The 14,817-nt window shown below is 61.5% G+C and carries 16 protein-coding genes; 10 read left to right on the top strand and 6 right to left on the bottom strand.

The window, feature by feature from the left end:
* Positions 1-148: 148 nt before the first annotated feature.
* Positions 149-427 carry an RNA-binding protein gene (locus AB5Y94_RS18325; protein WP_005299863.1) on the top strand — a complete coding sequence of 93 codons (279 nt, stop codon included), beginning with the start codon at positions 149-151 and terminating at the stop codon, positions 425-427.
* A gap of 70 nt (positions 428-497) precedes the next feature.
* Here AB5Y94_RS18325 and AB5Y94_RS18320 read toward each other — a convergent pair whose 3' ends face one another.
* The gene (locus AB5Y94_RS18320) at positions 498-1,397 is read right to left on the bottom strand and encodes an aldo/keto reductase family oxidoreductase (RefSeq protein ID WP_005299866.1); all 900 of its coding nucleotides are present in this window, start codon (positions 1,395-1,397) and stop codon (positions 498-500) included.
* A 116-nt stretch (positions 1,398-1,513) separates the two neighbouring features.
* Here AB5Y94_RS18320 and AB5Y94_RS18315 point away from each other — a divergent pair, with 116 nt between their 5' ends.
* The 3 genes from AB5Y94_RS18315 to ltaE all read left to right on the top strand — a co-directional run bounded on the left by AB5Y94_RS18315 (position 1,514) and on the right by ltaE (position 3,813).
* Positions 1,514-1,921, top strand: a complete 408-nt coding sequence (locus AB5Y94_RS18315; RefSeq protein WP_279484484.1) for a helix-turn-helix transcriptional regulator — start codon at positions 1,514-1,516, stop codon at positions 1,919-1,921.
* Between the two features lie 80 nt (positions 1,922-2,001).
* Positions 2,002-2,703: a short-chain dehydrogenase gene (locus AB5Y94_RS18310; protein WP_139724647.1), complete on the top strand. Its 702-nt coding sequence runs from the start codon at positions 2,002-2,004 to the stop codon at positions 2,701-2,703.
* 90 nt (positions 2,704-2,793) lie between these two features.
* On the top strand, positions 2,794-3,813 hold the full coding sequence (gene ltaE, locus AB5Y94_RS18305; RefSeq protein WP_123245982.1) for a low-specificity L-threonine aldolase: 1,020 nt from the start codon (positions 2,794-2,796) through the stop codon (positions 3,811-3,813).
* Positions 3,814-3,873: 60 nt separating this feature from the next.
* Here ltaE and AB5Y94_RS18300 read toward each other — a convergent pair whose 3' ends face one another.
* The 4 genes from AB5Y94_RS18300 to AB5Y94_RS18285 form a co-directional block, all read right to left on the bottom strand.
* Positions 3,874-4,305 carry a PAS domain-containing protein gene (locus AB5Y94_RS18300; RefSeq protein ID WP_005299876.1) on the bottom strand — a complete coding sequence of 144 codons (432 nt, stop codon included), beginning with the start codon at positions 4,303-4,305 and terminating at the stop codon, positions 3,874-3,876.
* A gap of 8 nt (positions 4,306-4,313) precedes the next feature.
* The gene (locus tag AB5Y94_RS18295) at positions 4,314-5,348 is read right to left on the bottom strand and encodes a response regulator (RefSeq protein WP_042008168.1); all 1,035 of its coding nucleotides are present in this window, start codon (positions 5,346-5,348) and stop codon (positions 4,314-4,316) included.
* 54 nt (positions 5,349-5,402) lie between these two features.
* The gene (locus AB5Y94_RS18290; protein WP_005299884.1) at positions 5,403-6,341 is read right to left on the bottom strand and encodes a LysR family transcriptional regulator; all 939 of its coding nucleotides are present in this window, start codon (positions 6,339-6,341) and stop codon (positions 5,403-5,405) included.
* 73 nt (positions 6,342-6,414) lie between these two features.
* On the bottom strand, positions 6,415-7,116 hold the full coding sequence (locus AB5Y94_RS18285) for a DUF2982 domain-containing protein (RefSeq protein ID WP_005299887.1): 702 nt from the start codon (positions 7,114-7,116) through the stop codon (positions 6,415-6,417).
* A 165-nt stretch (positions 7,117-7,281) separates the two neighbouring features.
* Between AB5Y94_RS18285 and AB5Y94_RS18280 the strand changes: the two genes are divergently transcribed.
* The 4 genes from AB5Y94_RS18280 (at position 7,282) to AB5Y94_RS18265 (ending at position 11,531) form a co-directional block, all read left to right on the top strand.
* Positions 7,282-9,219 carry a bifunctional diguanylate cyclase/phosphodiesterase gene (locus AB5Y94_RS18280; protein ID WP_010634259.1) on the top strand — a complete coding sequence of 646 codons (1,938 nt, stop codon included), beginning with the start codon at positions 7,282-7,284 and terminating at the stop codon, positions 9,217-9,219.
* A gap of 86 nt (positions 9,220-9,305) precedes the next feature.
* Positions 9,306-10,031, top strand: a complete 726-nt coding sequence (gene nfsA / locus AB5Y94_RS18275) for an oxygen-insensitive NADPH nitroreductase (protein ID WP_017786128.1) — start codon at positions 9,306-9,308, stop codon at positions 10,029-10,031.
* A 187-nt stretch (positions 10,032-10,218) separates the two neighbouring features.
* Positions 10,219-10,983, top strand: a complete 765-nt coding sequence (locus AB5Y94_RS18270) for a hypothetical protein (RefSeq protein WP_005299895.1) — start codon at positions 10,219-10,221, stop codon at positions 10,981-10,983.
* Complete coding sequence (locus AB5Y94_RS18265; RefSeq protein ID WP_017786129.1) at positions 10,977-11,531, top strand: VOC family protein; 555 nt, start codon at positions 10,977-10,979, stop codon at positions 11,529-11,531. The genes AB5Y94_RS18270 and AB5Y94_RS18265 overlap by 7 nt, the downstream gene beginning before the upstream one ends.
* A 46-nt stretch (positions 11,532-11,577) precedes the next feature.
* Here AB5Y94_RS18265 and AB5Y94_RS18260 read toward each other — a convergent pair whose 3' ends face one another.
* A complete protein-coding gene (locus AB5Y94_RS18260) occupies positions 11,578-12,786 on the bottom strand; it encodes an MFS transporter (RefSeq protein ID WP_368206273.1) in 1,209 nt (402 codons plus the stop codon).
* Between the two features lie 93 nt (positions 12,787-12,879).
* On the opposite strand from AB5Y94_RS18260, the gene AB5Y94_RS18255 reads away from it, so the two are divergent.
* Both AB5Y94_RS18255 and cysB read left to right on the top strand, forming a co-directional pair.
* Positions 12,880-13,755 (top strand): LysR family transcriptional regulator, encoded by an 876-nt coding sequence (locus tag AB5Y94_RS18255; RefSeq protein WP_010634255.1) that lies wholly within the window; start codon positions 12,880-12,882, stop codon positions 13,753-13,755.
* A 73-nt stretch (positions 13,756-13,828) separates the two neighbouring features.
* Entirely contained in the window at positions 13,829-14,803 is a 975-nt protein-coding gene (gene cysB / locus AB5Y94_RS18250) for an HTH-type transcriptional regulator CysB (RefSeq protein ID WP_139432485.1), read from the top strand.
* Positions 14,804-14,817 lie beyond the last annotated feature (14 nt).

The following is a 14,817-nucleotide window of genomic DNA, read 5'->3' as shown; positions in this document are numbered from 1 at the left end:
CTGTTCGCCCAACAGATCAATGAGTTGAGTAAACGGAGCGGGGAAGTGCCCGGACACGACGTCCCGGCAGGTCCGGCATGGGGGGTGTGCCCTTACCTTTGTGTTGGTGATTGGATAGAGAAGGCACCTTGAATCGAGAGTGGATGGCATGAAGATTTACGTAGGTAATCTGTCGTACCGGATGACGGCCGACGAACTGAAAACCGTGTTCAGCCAATTTGGGCAGGTAGACAAGGTCGATATCATCATCGATCGCGATACCGGTCAGTCCAAGGGGTTTGGCTTCATTGAAATGCCTGTCAATGGCGAGGCCGAAAAAGCCATCGCCGGTTTGCATGGCACCGAGATTGGTGGCCGTACCATTACGGTCAACCAGGCCAAACCGAAGACAGATGCACCACGTGGTCGCCCCCAGCGTCATCGCTGAGCTGCCTCGATAACGCAAAACGGCATGGGTTTCCCCCATGCCGTTTTTGTTTGCGCCTCTGGCCGGTTCGTCAGGGCACGTCGTAGCCGAGCGCCGCCTTGCGGATGCGGAACCACTGCTGACGGCTGAGGACGATGGACTGGGAGGCCACGGCGGCGGCGATCCGCTCCCGCTTGCCGGAGCCTATCAGCGGCAGTGGCTGGCTTGGCAGCATCATGACCCAGGCATAGACCACCTGCTCGATCTGCTCTGCGCCCACCTCATGGCGGATCTGCTCGAGCTCGGCGCGCAGCGGGGCATATTCGGGGGCCTGGAACAGGCGTCCCCCCCCGAGGCAGGACCAGGCCATCGGCTTGATGCGCAGCTGCTGGCACTGATCCAGGGTGCCGTCCAGGGTGGTGCTCTGATTGAGCGGCGAGATCTCCAGCTGGTTGGTCACCAGCGGGAAGGGCAGGCGTGACTGCAGCAGCTCGAACTGGCGGGCTGTGAAGTTGGAGACGCCGGCATGCTTGATCTTGCCCGCCTGCTTGAGGGTGATGAAGGCATCGGCCACCTCGTCGGCATCCATCAGGGGATCCGGGCGGTGGATCAGCAGCAGATCCAGGTGATCGGTGCCGAGCTTTTGCAGGGAGGCCTCGGCGCTGGCGATGATGTGTGCCTTGCCGGTGTTGTAGTGATTCAGCGCGTGCTCCGGCTTGGCGGTGAGGGCGATGCCGCACTTGCTGACGATCTCCATCCGGTTGCGCAGGGAGGGGTCAAGGCGCAGCGCCTCGCCGAAGGCCTGCTCGCACTGGTAGCCGCCATAGATGTCTGCGTGATCGATGGTGGTGACCCCCAGATCCAGGTGGTACTTCATCAGATCCAGCAGGGCGCTCGGGGAGAGCTGCCACTCCATCAGGCGCCAGTAGCCCATGATGAGACGGGAGAAGGTCGGGCCCTCGGGGTGGAGGGGGAGGCGAGATACGGACATGGAGGCTCCTTGGCTCATAAGGGTAAAAAGATGCTGCCCGCATCTTGGTCTCTTCTGGTGGGCAAGGCAATAATGCGGCTTTTGTTAATTCGAACTTTGGTTCTGAGGGAGAGGAAATGGACGGTTTTGCCGAACGCTTGCAGAGCTTGATAGGAACGGGCAGCGTCAGCGCCTTTGCCCGCAAGGTGGGGTTGAGCGAGGCTCTGATCCGCAAATATCTGAAGGGTGCTGAACCCGGGCTTGGCAAGGCGAACCAGATTGCCATGGCCGCCAACTGCTCGCTGGAGTGGCTCGCCACCGGCTGTGGCTACCTCTATCGGCAGGCTGAGGTAGTGGATCGGGAAGCCCTGGAGGCGGCCGGCAGCCTGTTGCAGGAGCAGAAGCCCGGATTGTCGCTGCCGGAAGCAGACGCGCAGGTGATCCTGCTCGCCTATTACCAGTTCTTGCGCAGCCACAAGCAGTCTGACGGGTTTCTCGATCTGGCGCGGGCCCGCGAATTTGGCAGGCACCTGCATGAGGCATAAGCCCGGATGGGGATGGCCCGGCTACGGCCGGGGATTATTCTGATACCCTCTAAACAGATGAGGGCAGCGGGGAGAGGGCGATGGGCTATCTGATCTTGGGCAGCGGCGGCTTGGGCACGGCACTGGCACATGAGCTGTCCGCTCGCGGCGAGGAGCTGGTGCTGGCTGGCCGGCAACTGCCAAAAGGGGTGGATCCCGCCTGTTATTTCCCGCTGCAGGAGGTGGACGCCCTCTCCTTCGATGCCCTGTTCACCCTCTATGACACGGCGGCGTTGCCGAGCGTGGTGATCAACACCATAGGTCTGCTGCACGACATCAACTTCATGCCGGAGCGGCGGGTGGAGGAGGTCAACCCCAGGTGGCTGTGCGACAGCCTGCTGGCCAATGCCTGGCCTCATCTGGCTCTGGCCGCCTGCCTGAGCCGGCGCATGACGCCGGACACCCGGCTCTGGCTCTGCACCCTCTCCGATCTGGCCGGCAGCCTCGGCGCCAACGAGACGGGCAGCCGTTACAGCTACCGGATGAGCAAGGCGGCGCTCAACATGGGGGCGAAAACGCTGGCCCACGAGTGGCGCGAACGCTTTCCCGCCGCCGGAGTGATCACCGTCCATCCCGGGCTGATGGATACCCCCATGAATCAACCCTTCCTGCATGAGCTGGCAACCGAGACCCTGCAGGATCCGGCGCTTGTGGCGCCGCGTCTGCTTGATCTTCTCAACCAGTTGTCGCCGGCCCAGTCCGGCAGCTTCCTCGACCTGCAGGGCCAGCCGCTGCCCTGGTAAGCCGTCACCGGCTTCACATTCCGGAAACGGCCCGCTTGCCAAGCCAGCCATGGCTGGCTAACGTCATGCTCCAGCTTCAGGAGGGATGTCATGCGCTATATCGATTTACGAAGTGATACGGTCACCCAGCCCACGGATGCCATGCGCCAGAGCATGCTGCATGCCGAGGTGGGGGATGATGTCTACGGGGAAGATCCCGGCGTCAATGCACTGGAGGCCCGCGGGGCCGAGCTGCTGGGCAAGGAGGCCGCGCTGTTTGTCCCCTCCGGCACCATGTCCAACCTGCTGGCGGTGATGAGCCATTGTCAGCGCGGGGAGGGGGCCATCGTGGGTCAAGGGGCCCACATCTATCGTTATGAAGCCCAGGGGAGCGCCGTGCTGGGCTCGGTCGCACTGCAGGCGGTGCCCATGCAGGCTGACGGTTCGCTGGCGGTGGCCGATGTGGCCGCGGCTATCGCCCCTGACGATGCCCATTTTGTGCAGACCCGGCTGGTCTGCCTCGAAAACACCCACAATGGCAAGGTGCTGCCACTTCACTACCTGCAGGCGATGCGCGAGTTCGTTGACGAACGTGGGCTACAGCTGCATCTGGACGGGGCGCGTCTGTTCAACGCCGCCGTGGCGAGCGGTCACGGGGTACACGAACTGGCCGCTCCCTTTGACAGCATCTCCATTTGCCTCTCCAAGGGGCTGGGGGCGCCGGTGGGATCGCTGCTGGTGGGCTCTCGCGCCTTCATCGCCCGCGCCAGACGGCTGCGCAAGATGCTGGGGGGCGGCATGCGACAGGCGGGGATCCTGGCCCAGGCTGGTCTGTTTGCCCTCGAACAGCACGTCACCCGCCTGGCGGACGATCACCGCCGGGCCAGACGTCTGGCCGAGGGGTTGGCTGCCTTGCCCGGCATCACCCTGGACCTGGCCCAGGTGCAGACCAACATGGTCTTCCTGCAGCTGGCAAAAGAGCAGAGCGGCCCCCTGCTTGCCTTCATGAAGGAGCGGGGGATCCTCTTCTCCGGTTACGGCGAGATGCGGCTGGTGACCCATCTGCAGATCACCGATGACGACATCGACGAGGTGATCGACGCCTTCACCGAGTACCTCGGGGCCCGCTGAGCGCCTCACAACAAAACAGGGCGCCAAGGCGCCCTGTTTTCATTGTGCTGCAAAGTGTCTTCATGCCTGGCGCTGGCCGCTCATCAGCATGGCCTCGTCGGTGGCGTCGTAGATCATCACTGCGATGTGGGTTACCTGACCGCCGAAGTCGGCCAGCGGCACCAGGGTCAGGTTCTGGAACATGTGGGGCGCTGAGCCCGTGATGGGGCGGTAGTTGGAGAAGCGCAGCAGATAGGGTTTCTGCTCCCAGGTGCTGAAGGCGCGGTTGTTGAGCTTGAACACCATGTTGGCTTTGCGTTCGAACCAGGCGCGATCCACGTCGGGGAAGAGGTCGAACAGCACGCCATCGCGCACCTCACCGGCCAGCCGGCCGCTGTGGCTCTCCATGAAGCCGTTCCACACCTGCACCCTGTACTCCTTGTCGAGCACGACCAGCCCTACGTCCAGGTTCTGGACTATGTTCATCAGCCAATGAAATTCACGGATTTCCATGGTCACTCCTAGAGCATGTGCATGATTTTGTTGTTCATGGTGGCGATGGAATCTTCGGTAAACAGCAGCAGCAGATCGCACTGCACCGCATAATCCTGGACCCGGTAGTTGATCTCGATGGCCAGCGTGCGGCGCCAGCGACTCTTGTTAGTGTTGATGAGCTCGTTGATGGGTCTGTGCTGGCCGAGCACCACGGGGTGACCCTGACTGAAGGGGGTATCGAGCTGGCTGGCGTAGCCGCGCAGGAAGGCGCCGATCAGCACGTTGGCGGTGTCCATCAAGAGCTCCAGCTCGGCGTTGCGATCGAGTGTGCCCTGATGGTTCATCAGCCGGGCCAGATCCTTGAAGCTGGAGTCGTGAAACAGGATCAGCGCCTCGCCGGCGATGCCCGCGCCGATGAAGCCCTGGCAGACGGCGGAGAGGGTGTCCGAGTCGGCGGCGGCCGAGAGGGCCATGTGTAGTTCGGATACCTCCAGCACGTTGACGTTGGGGATGGGCAGCACCACGAAGGCGTTGAGCAGGCGGGCCAGCAGGTCGGCGGCCTGACCCATGGAGACATTGGCGAGCTCCTGATAGGCATCGCGTACTTCGGGGCTGATCTTGATGCCGGTATCGACGCTGCCGGCATCGACCATCGCCTGAGCTGCGGGGCTGGCGGCTTCCGGTACGGCGCTACCCTTGGCCTGCCACAGATCATGCTGCTTCAACAGGGCGCTGAGGGTCTCCGGGGCGGCCGGTTTCTTGATGAAGTCGAGCGCCCCCAGTCCCATCACCCGCTGATAGGCTTCCGGCTGGATGTCGCCGGAGACCACGATCACCTTGTTGCGCAGCCCTTCGCGCTTGAGAGTCTCCAGTACGCCGTAGCCGTCCATCTCCGGCATGGTCAGATCCAGAAAGATCAGATCCCCATGCCCCATCAGGACCTGCTCTATCCCTTCCAGCCCGTTGGCGGCGTAGTGGAGCGTCACGTCCCAGTCTGCGGGGAGGGCGCGGGCCAGCTGTTTACGGGCGAATCCTGAGTCATCACATATCAATACATTCATAGTGTTAGGCCGGCCTGGTCAACGAGGATTGCTATAAGTGTGGCCCGCCAACGGTCAGATGCAATGAGACAGGCTGGTCGCCGGTGAAAATTGGTTGTCCCACTGCAGGCTCCGGTAGCGCGCTGAGTATTTTTCAACAAAATCAGCGAACATCTTAACACGCAACGGGGCAAACTGAGGTTGGCAACGCAACATGTAGAAGGGGCGGTTGCCGGTTTTCCAGTCGGGCAGCACCGCGACCAGCTGCTCATCCTGCAGGAAGGGGTGCACGTAGTGGAGCGGGGCGTTGACGATCCCCAGGTGCCGTCTGGCCGCGCGAACGGCGGCCTGGGTCTGGTTGACGGTGAGCCTGGCGGCCCGCTTGATCTGCACCGTTTGCTCCTCCCGGTCGGTCAGTTGCCAGTGCTGATGGGGCCAGCAGTAGATGAGCGCATGCTCCTCCAGCTGGCCCGGATGGGAGGGGGTGCCCATCTTCTCCAGATAGAGGGGGGAGGCAAACAGGCCGTATTCGATGTGACCTAGGCAGAGCGCATTGGGCAGGGACTGGGGGAGCTCACCGTTGAAAAACACCAGATCCCGGTCGTTGTCGAACAGGTGTTGATGATCGTTGGTCTGGGTTATGTCGAACTGCACCTCGGGGTAGCGCAGGCCAAAGTCCGCCAGCATGTCGACCAGGATGGTGTTGGAGAGGGCGATGGGGGCCGCCAGGCGGATTACGCCGTTGAGGTCGGCCTCTTTGCCCTGGATCTCGCCAGTGGCCTGCTCGATTTCACCGAGCGGGGTGCACAGGCGCTCGTAGTAGCGCAGTCCTTCATCGGTCAGGCGGAGTTTGCGGGTGGATCTGTGTAGCAAGGAGCAGCCGAGCTGCTCTTCCAGCTGAGAAATACGTCGACTGATGGTGCCGGTGGGCATGCCCAGTGCGGCGGCCGCGTGGGAGAAGCCTCCCTCTTGTACCACCTTGACGAACAGATAGAACTCTTCGATGTACTTCATAAGCGGTGTTCTGGGTGTAACAAGGCAGTGACCTTAAGAAGTGCGGCCAGCCTTGGCAAGCTCAATTCGGCGTTTAATTGATCTGGATTAGATTCGACTCCCGCTGGTACTGGTGCAAAAGTCGGACAAATTCGGCCGGATCCCGGTCCAGGCTGTTGTCCGGCACCAGCAGATCGTAGCCGAGCAGATCACGCAGCCGGGTCATGCGGTTGGCCAGCATGGCGATCACCCCCTCATAACGTTGACCGGAGGGGGAGCGAAAGTGACTCTCTTCCAGCAAGCCTTCCCCCTGAAAAGGGTCGCCGCAGCCCCCGCCGATGCATTCGGGTTGCTCACTGCGCAGTGCCTGCAACAGGACGCCACGCTGCTCGGTCAGCAGGCGCACTGCCAATCTGGGTGTGATCAATGTCAAAAAATCGTCGTAATCTTTGATCTTCAAACCTATGTAGGGCAGGGGGACCAGATCCCAGCCCAGATGAATGCGTGGCTGGTCGATTCGCTGAATATTTCTCCATTTCAGGATCCAACCGCCGTATTTGTGGTGATATTGCAGACAATCGTGACAGAGCGACAGGCTGAAATGGGGCTCGACCAGCTTCAATGAGCCGATAAAGATCATCATCAGACCCGCCAACAGGCCGGAGACTGGGGGGATTAGTGGTTGTTCACCGAGTAAAAAAAGTATAAAAATCATAGCAATGCTTACTATGATGCCCAACAATACCAACGTGAGTCCGTTTTTCCTGACCATGGGTTTCACATGTAGCGTTTTCATATGAAGTCAGCCCCTTGCGCATGCTTGTTTCCATTATGGGCTGGATCCGATTTTGTACCAGCATCGGTTGCCCGGGAGGGCTCTCCGCCGCTGGGTTTCCCAGTGATCACATACCATGAATCACCATATTAGATGAATACGCTAGACGAACGGTTATTGAACGGGATGGATGTGTTGCATACCCCAATCTGGGTGTATGACATCCGGCATCACCATATCTATTGGGCCAATCGCGCCGCCTTGAACGTGTGGGAAGCCAGCTCGCTGGACGAACTGCAGTCGCGTGACTTCTCGGCCGACATGGCACAGGCCATCGATCTGCTGTTGCAGCGCTACCTCGGGGACTTTCAGCAGGGGCGCAGCTACAGCGAGTGGTGGACCCTCTCCCCAAAGGGGGTCAAGAAACAGGTTTATCTGCGCCTCTCCGGCATCCAGCTGGCGGGGCGGCTGATGATGATGACCGAGGCGGTCATCGATGCCGACACCCTCTATCAGGAGTCCTCCCTCGCCACTGGCGATACCCTGGCCTGCCTGTTTGACAACCTGGGCCGGCTCGAGAGCGGCAATCACCACTTCGAGATGTGTTTCGGTGATGAGGTACATCACCTCTCCCAGCTCTTCTCCGGCAATGACGACGCCTTCTATCAGAAGCTCTCCCGGCTCGATGAAGTGGTGGCCGAGGGGGAGTGCCGCACCCTCAAGGGGATGCGCTGGTTTCAGTACCAGTTTCGTCACATCCAGCAGGGGGCCCAGATCCTGCTCACCATGCGTGACATCACCGACCGCAAGCTGGAGGAGCTGGAGCATCGCCACCTGGCCTGGCACGACTCGCTGACCGGGCTGCTCAATCGCTATGGCTTGATGAAATCGCTGGAAGCTTACTGCGGGCTGGGCGGGCGTTTCGCCCTGGTGTTCATGGACCTGGACAACTTCAAGCTGGTCAACGACAACTACGGCCACAAGGCCGGTGACCGGCTGCTGGAGCGGGTTGCCGGCCGGCTCAAGCAGATCTGTCCGCGCGATGTGGAGCTGGCCCGGCTCGGTGGCGACGAATTTACCGCGCTGGTGCCGCTCAGCCACTCCAGCGATCGGGCGCAGGAGGTGGCCGATCTCATGCTTTCCCAGATGACCAAGCCGTTGCAGCTGAGCGGGGTGCCCGAGGTGACCATTGGCGGCAGCATCGGCATCGCCATCTATCCGGATGATGCGGACGATGGCGACAACCTCATCACCCGCGCCGACATGGCCATGTACCAGGCCAAGCAGATGGGGCGGCTGCGCTGGCAGCGTTTCACCCCCAGCATGCAGCAGACCTTGCATCGCAAGCTGACCCTGAAGCAGTTCCTGGCCAAGGCCATCGGGCGGGGGGAGCTCAGTCTCTGTTACCAGCCCCAGGTGGATGTGGCAAAAGGCAGGTTGCTCGGGTACGAGGCGCTGCTGCGCTGGCACAATCCCGTATTGGGCCATGTCTCACCGGTGGAATTCATCCCGCTGGCGGAAGAGATGGGGCTGATCCGCGAGATAGGTGGCTGGGTGTTGTCGACGGCGCTGGCCCAGATGGCCCACTGGCAGAAGGAGTGGCGGGTGAGCGTGCCGGTGTCGGTCAATCTCTCCGGCTTTCAGCTCTCGTCCTCCCTGCCGGAGCTGGTGGCCCAGCAGCTCAAGGAGTTTGGCGTGGATGCCGGCCTGCTCACGCTGGAGCTGACCGAGACGGTATTGATGCTGGACATGAAGGGGTGCATCGAGATCCTCGATGGCCTGAGCGAGCAGGGGATCAAGATTGCCATCGACGATTTCGGTACCGGCTACTCGTCGCTGGCCTATCTCAACCGGCTGCCCATCGACACCATCAAGCTGGATCGCTCCTTCGTGGTGGGGCTCAACCTGCCGGTGATCCGGGCCACCGTCGCCATGGCCACCAGCCTGGGCCTTGGCATCATGGCCGAAGGGGTGGAGGACGAACACGAACTGGCCGCCCTGCGCACCCAGGGCTGCCACGTGTTTCAGGGATTCTTGTTCAGCAAGCCGATGTCGGTGGCGCAGGTGGAAGAGAGCGGCTTCGTGGTCAGCTGCAAGGCGGGCAACTATCCGCTGGCCGGTTAGCCGGTCGTGCTGTGACGCGAGCGCGGGGGGCCTTGGGCCCCCCGCTGTTTTTGGGTAGAGTGTGGGCTTCTTCATATGGAGGCAACATGAACCCGACTCTCGACCTTATTCTTGCCCATCGCTCCATTCGTCAATTCACCGCCGACCCCATCAGCGAGGCCCAGCTCGACCAGATCCTGAGTGCGGCCCAGGCCGCCTCCAGCTCCAGCTTTCTGCAGGCCAACAGCATCATCCGGGTGACCGACAAGGCTCTGCGCAGCAAGCTTGCCGAACTGGCGGGGCATCAGGCCTATGTGGCCCAGGCGGCCGAGTTCCTGCTCTTTTGCGCCGATTATCATCGCCACTGCGAGGTGGTACCGGATGCCCAGACCGGCTTTGTCGAGCAGCTGCTGATCGGTGCCATCGACGGCGCTCTGATGGCCCAGAATGCCCTGCTGGCAGCCCAATCCATGGGGCTTGGCGGTGTCTATATCGGCGGGATCCGCAACAACCCGGCTGCGGTGAGCGAGGCGGTGGGTTTGCCGCATCAGGTGATCCCGCTGTTCGGCCTCTGTCTCGGCCATCCGGCTCAGGCGCCTGAGCAAAAACCCCGCTTGCCCCGCGCTCTGGTGGTGCATGAAAATCGCTATCAGGCCGAACTGGATCGGGGGCTGCTTGCCAGCTATGACCGGCAGATCGAGGCTTATTACCAGTCCCGCAGCAGCAACAACAAGCAGCAGAGCTGGAGCGGCCAGATCCGGGGCATTCTTGGCAAGGAGGCGCGGCCCTTCATGCAGGATTTCCTGCGATCCCGGGGCTTCAGCCTCAAGTAATGAACCCGATGGGCGATACTAAGGGGTAATGGCGGTGTCGCCAGCGCCGCGTGATCCCGGTTTTCCCCCGTTTTTACGCCCACCTTGTGGCACAAATCGGGGGCAAGCCTTGCGGTGCGGACTACCTTAACTAGGTAAGCTGTTGTAGGATCACGCAATTGAATTGGGACAGGAGTTTGGACTTCCTATGATTTTAACCTTGGTATTGCTGTCTATTGGCGCACTCCTGTTTCTGGTCATCGCCTATAACGTGATGCAGCAATATAAGCAGAAGGCTGAGGCCGACAAGCGTCACGCCATCGCCCGCTACAAGTCGGTGGTGGATGAAACCGAAGAGATGCTGCTCAACGTCAACCTGGTGCCCTTCTCCAAGAACATAGTGCTGCTGTTGCAGCACCGGATCCTTGATGCCTATCGCGCCATCGCCCTGGTGATGCCCAATGCCCAGATCAAGCAGCGCATTGTCGACGTGCAGACCCAGATCAAGAACGTGCAGGAGAACTACAGCAGCCAGGATGAGGGGCACTTCAAGACCCCCGAATCGGATCGTCAGGCCATCCAGATGTTGCAGCTGGTCAAGAAGATGCGGGCCGTGCTGCGGGTCGAGCACAACAAGGGCAAGATAGATCCGCAGGGCTTTGCCCAGGAGGATCGCCGCCTCGAGCTGATGCAGCTCAAGGTCAACATCGCCAACCTGGTGAAGCGGGCCATGGATGCCCAGATCCAGGGGCAATACGGCACCTGTCGCCAGCTCTACACCAAGGGGCTCTCCGCCCTGGCCAGCGTCGCGGATAAAGATCCCTACCTGATGGCGCGGGAAGAGGACATGCGCCAGGGACTGGCCGGACTCGACGCCCATCTGCAGGAGCACAGCGAAAAAGAGTTGCAAAACATCAAGGACAAAGAGGCGGACGAACTGGACGTCTTGTTCCAACCCAAGAAGAAATGGTGATCATGTCACATCCACTCGATACCACACTGGGGCCGATGGCCCCATTTGTTTGCCAACTGTTGACCGAGCTGGACGCACTTGCCATCCATCCCGCCGCCATCGAGGTCGACCACCTCTGCTATCGGGCCGCCACCCTGGTGGAGTACCAGACCCTGAAGGGGCTGCTGGCAACCCATGGCGACCTGCTGGTGGAGGGGATGATCGGCGGACGGCCCATCGCCACCTATCGCCTGCATCAACCAGTGCCCCATGCCCACGGCAGCGTGCCCTGCATCGAGCTGGCGGCGCCCAAACCCGGTCGCAGCCATCAGGCCGGGCTGGAACATATCGAGCTGGTGGTGCTTTCGCTGGATGCCTTGCTGGCAGCCCATCCCGAGGTGGCCTTCAAGACCGGCAACCTGAATGATGAACGCAATCCCGATGTGGCGGTGATGCTGGCCTCTGGGCAGATCAAATTCCATCTGCGCACCTTGGCCGAGGTGATCGAAGAAGAGGTGGCGAGCGGCGCCGTGGTGCCGGTGCCTGCCGGATACTACGACCAGGCTTGATGAGACGGGGCCGCTTGACTGGCCCCGTCTGATATCAGGAATAGCGTCAGGGATGACAGATGCGGGGGCGGGCGGGGCGTCCCTTCAAGTGACCGAGCCAGAGGCTCAATCCCGCCGTGACCGCCAGTACCAGCTCGATGCCGAGCACCAATCCCCCGAGTCCTCCCTGCTCCCAGAAGGGGTGAAGATAAAGTCCCCCCAGACTGGCCCCCAGATAGTAACCCACCAGATAGAGCGATGAGGCGAGCGCCCGGTTGTGCTCCACGTGCTGGCCGACCCAGGCGCTGGCACAGGCGTGGGCCAGAAAAAAGCCGAAACTCGAGATGAGCAGACCGGACAGGATGGCCCCGAGCGAGCCGCACAGCAGCAGGGCACTGCCGAGTGCCATCAGCGTTATGCCGACCAGCAGCAGACGCTGTGCCCTCCAGCGATGGGCGCAGCGCCCGCTGAGGGAGGAGGCCACCGTCCCCGACAGATAGGTCAGAAACAACATGCCGAGCCACTGGGTCGGCAAGGAGAAGGGGGGGCTGGCCAGCAGGAAGGTGAGGTAGCTGTATTGGTTCAGAAACACCATGAAGTTGAGGCCGCCGATGAGGTAGGCCCCCACCAGCAGCGGATTGCCGAGGTGGCTGGTGATGGCCTGGCGAAACTGGCCCGGCTTGGCGATGACGGGCACGAAGCGGGTCTGGGCCGGCAGCAGCCAGATGACGAGGGGCAGCAGCGCCAGGCTGATGAGGCCGATACCGAGAAAGGTGTGCTGCCAGTCGCCAAACCAGCCGGCCAGCAGACCGCCGACCACCCGGCCGGCGATGCCCCCCAGCGAGTTGGCGGCGATGTAGACCCCGACGGCGGAGAGCAGGGCCCGCTTGCTGAACTCTTCCCCCATGTAGGCGATGGCGGTGGCGGGCAGCCCCGCCAGCAGCACACCCTGCAGGATACGCAGCAGCAGCAGCTGTTCAAACTGGCTGACCAGGCTGATGAGCAAGGAGAGCAGGATGGCACCGGCCAGGCTCCACAACATGATCCGGCGCCGACCGAAGCGATCCGCCAGCCGGGCGCAGACGAGCAGCGAAACGGCGAGCCCTGCGGTGCAGCCGGCCAGAGCCCAGCTGGCCGACAGCGAGCTGACGGAAAACACCTCGGCCAGCAGCGGCAGCAGGGGGTGGGTTTGATAGAGATTGAGAAACACCAGGAAGGAGCCCAGGCTGAGGGCCAGGGTGGCGCGGATCCATTCACGACTACCGACTTCGATCATATGCAATTGTCCTGACAGCTTTGTTGCAGGTTAGTGCGCGCCAGAACATAAATATAATATATTTAAGTTATCCATCTAATAAACCAAATTGATATGGACCTCAAACAGCTCACCTATCTGCTGGCGGTGCGGGATGCCGGCTCCTTTACCAAGGCTGCCAACGGGTTGCACGTGGCACAGCCCGCCATCAGCATGGCCATCGCCAAGCTGGAGCAGCAGCTCGAGCTGCGCCTGTTCGACCGTCAGGATCGCAACGTGCGGCTCACCCCGGAAGGGGAGGTGCTCTGCCGCCATGCCGAGCGCCTGCTGCGCCAGATGCACCAGGCCGAGGCCGAGATGGCCGAGCTCAAGGGGCTGGAGCGCGGAGAGGTGCGCATCGGCATCCCCTACATGATGGGCTCCTATTACTTCCCACCGATCCTGATGGCCTTCAAGCACCGCTACCCCGGCCTCAAGATCCGGGTGGAGGAGGCGGGTACCCGCGAGCTGTTGAGCCGGATGGTGGACGGTTCGCTGGATCTCGCCATCCTCATCACCAGCGATCTGCCGCCGGCGCTGGAAGGGGCCCAGCTGCTGCGTGAAGAGATGCTGATGGTGGTGGGGGAGGAGCATCCGCTGCGTCAGGCCCGGAGTGTGTCGTTGAGCGAGTTCTTCAGCCAGGAGCTGGCGATGTTTCGCCGTGGCTTCTATCACCGCGAGCACATGGAAGCGCTGGCTCAGGGGCTGGGCTGCGAGCCCGACATCGCCTTTGAGAGCAACCTCATCCCGCTGCTCAAGGCGGTGGTGAAGCAGGGCTTTGCGGTGACCACCTTCTTGCGGATGGCGCTGGACGAAGAGCCGGCCCTGACCGGGATCCCGTTCGCGCCCCCGATCTTTCTCGATCTCTGTGTGGCGTGGCGGCGGGGGGATCCGCTCTCCATGGCCAACCGGGCCTTGCGGGATTTTCTGCTGGCGCAGGCACAGCCATAAATGGCCAAGAAGGAAAGGCTATCAGTCAAAAGTTTGTTAGTATTAGTTCAAGTCGCCTTTAGAGCCTAACATCATGAAACTCCAACAATTGCGTTATATCGTTGAGGTTGCCAACCACAGACTGAACGTGTCGGCAACGGCAGAGAGTCTCTACACCTCTCAGCCAGGGATCAGCAAGCAGGTGCGCATGCTGGAAGATGAGCTGGGGATCCAGATTTTCGAGCGCAGCGGCAAACACCTGACCCAGATCACCCCGGCGGGACGGGACGTGATCAAGATTGCCAACGAGATCCTGGGCAAGGTGGAGAGCATCAAGTCGGTGGCGAGTCAGCACACTCATCCCGAACAGGGTACGCTCCATATCGCGACGACCCACACCCAGGCCCGTTATGCACTGCCTGACGTGATAAAAGGCTTCATCAAGCGCTTTCCCAAGGTCTCCCTGCACATGCATCAGGGCACGCCAACCCAGATCAGCGAAGCCGTGGTCAAGGGGCAGGCCGACTTTGCCATCGCCACCGAGGCGCTGCACCTGTACGAAGATCTCATCATGCTGCCTTGCTATCACTGGAACCGCAGCGTGATCGTGCCCAAGGGGCATCCGCTGACCCAGGTCGGCAAGCTGTCGATTGCCGATATCGCCCGCTTCCCGCTGGTGACCTATGTGTTCGGCTTTACCGGTCGCTCCGAGCTCGACACTGCCTTCAACCGGGCCGGTTTCGAGCCCAACATTGTCTTCACTGCCACCGATGCCGACGTGATCAAGACCTATGTCCGGTTGGGGGTGGGGATCGGCGTGATGGCGACCATGGCGCTGGATCCCCAGGTCGATACCGATCTGGTGGCCCTCGATGCCAGCCATCTGTTTGCCCACAGCACCACCAAGATCGGCTTTCGCAAGGGCTCCTTCCTGCGTACCTACATGTATGACTTCATGACCCGCTTTGCCCCCCATCTGACCCGGGACGTGGTGGAGCGGGCCATTGCGCTGCGCTCCAGTGACGACGTGGATGCCATGTTTGCCGATATCGATCTGCCCATCCGCTAGGCTCTGCTCTTAAC

Source organism: Aeromonas sp. s5, from assembly GCF_040907865.1.
Lineage (GTDB): Bacteria > Pseudomonadota > Gammaproteobacteria > Enterobacterales > Aeromonadaceae > Aeromonas > Aeromonas dhakensis.
This window is presented reverse-complemented; position numbering and strand designations above follow the sequence as displayed.

Excerpts from the sequence above, each read along its gene's own strand:
- AB5Y94_RS18300 (WP_005299876.1), bottom strand. The coding sequence starts at position 4,305 with ATGGAAATCCGTGAATTTCATTGGCTGATGAACATAGTCCAGAACCTG.
- AB5Y94_RS18310 (WP_139724647.1), top strand. The coding sequence starts at position 2,002 with ATGGGCTATCTGATCTTGGGCAGCGGCGGCTTGGGCACGGCACTGGCA.
- AB5Y94_RS18265 (WP_017786129.1), top strand. The coding sequence starts at position 10,977 with ATGGTGATCATGTCACATCCACTCGATACCACACTGGGGCCGATGGCC.
- nfsA (WP_017786128.1), top strand. The coding sequence starts at position 9,306 with ATGAACCCGACTCTCGACCTTATTCTTGCCCATCGCTCCATTCGTCAA.
- AB5Y94_RS18260 (WP_368206273.1), bottom strand. The coding sequence starts at position 12,786 with ATGATCGAAGTCGGTAGTCGTGAATGGATCCGCGCCACCCTGGCCCTC.
- AB5Y94_RS18295 (WP_042008168.1), bottom strand. The coding sequence starts at position 5,348 with ATGAATGTATTGATATGTGATGACTCAGGATTCGCCCGTAAACAGCTG.
- cysB (WP_139432485.1), top strand. The coding sequence starts at position 13,829 with ATGAAACTCCAACAATTGCGTTATATCGTTGAGGTTGCCAACCACAGA.
- ltaE (WP_123245982.1), top strand. The coding sequence starts at position 2,794 with ATGCGCTATATCGATTTACGAAGTGATACGGTCACCCAGCCCACGGAT.
- AB5Y94_RS18290 (WP_005299884.1), bottom strand. The coding sequence starts at position 6,341 with ATGAAGTACATCGAAGAGTTCTATCTGTTCGTCAAGGTGGTACAAGAG.
- AB5Y94_RS18280 (WP_010634259.1), top strand. The coding sequence starts at position 7,282 with ATGGATGTGTTGCATACCCCAATCTGGGTGTATGACATCCGGCATCAC.
- AB5Y94_RS18285 (WP_005299887.1), bottom strand. The coding sequence starts at position 7,116 with ATGAAAACGCTACATGTGAAACCCATGGTCAGGAAAAACGGACTCACG.
- AB5Y94_RS18320 (WP_005299866.1), bottom strand. The coding sequence starts at position 1,397 with ATGTCCGTATCTCGCCTCCCCCTCCACCCCGAGGGCCCGACCTTCTCC.
- AB5Y94_RS18270 (WP_005299895.1), top strand. The coding sequence starts at position 10,219 with ATGATTTTAACCTTGGTATTGCTGTCTATTGGCGCACTCCTGTTTCTG.
- AB5Y94_RS18325 (WP_005299863.1), top strand. The coding sequence starts at position 149 with ATGAAGATTTACGTAGGTAATCTGTCGTACCGGATGACGGCCGACGAA.
- AB5Y94_RS18315 (WP_279484484.1), top strand. The coding sequence starts at position 1,514 with ATGGACGGTTTTGCCGAACGCTTGCAGAGCTTGATAGGAACGGGCAGC.
- AB5Y94_RS18255 (WP_010634255.1), top strand. The coding sequence starts at position 12,880 with ATGGACCTCAAACAGCTCACCTATCTGCTGGCGGTGCGGGATGCCGGC.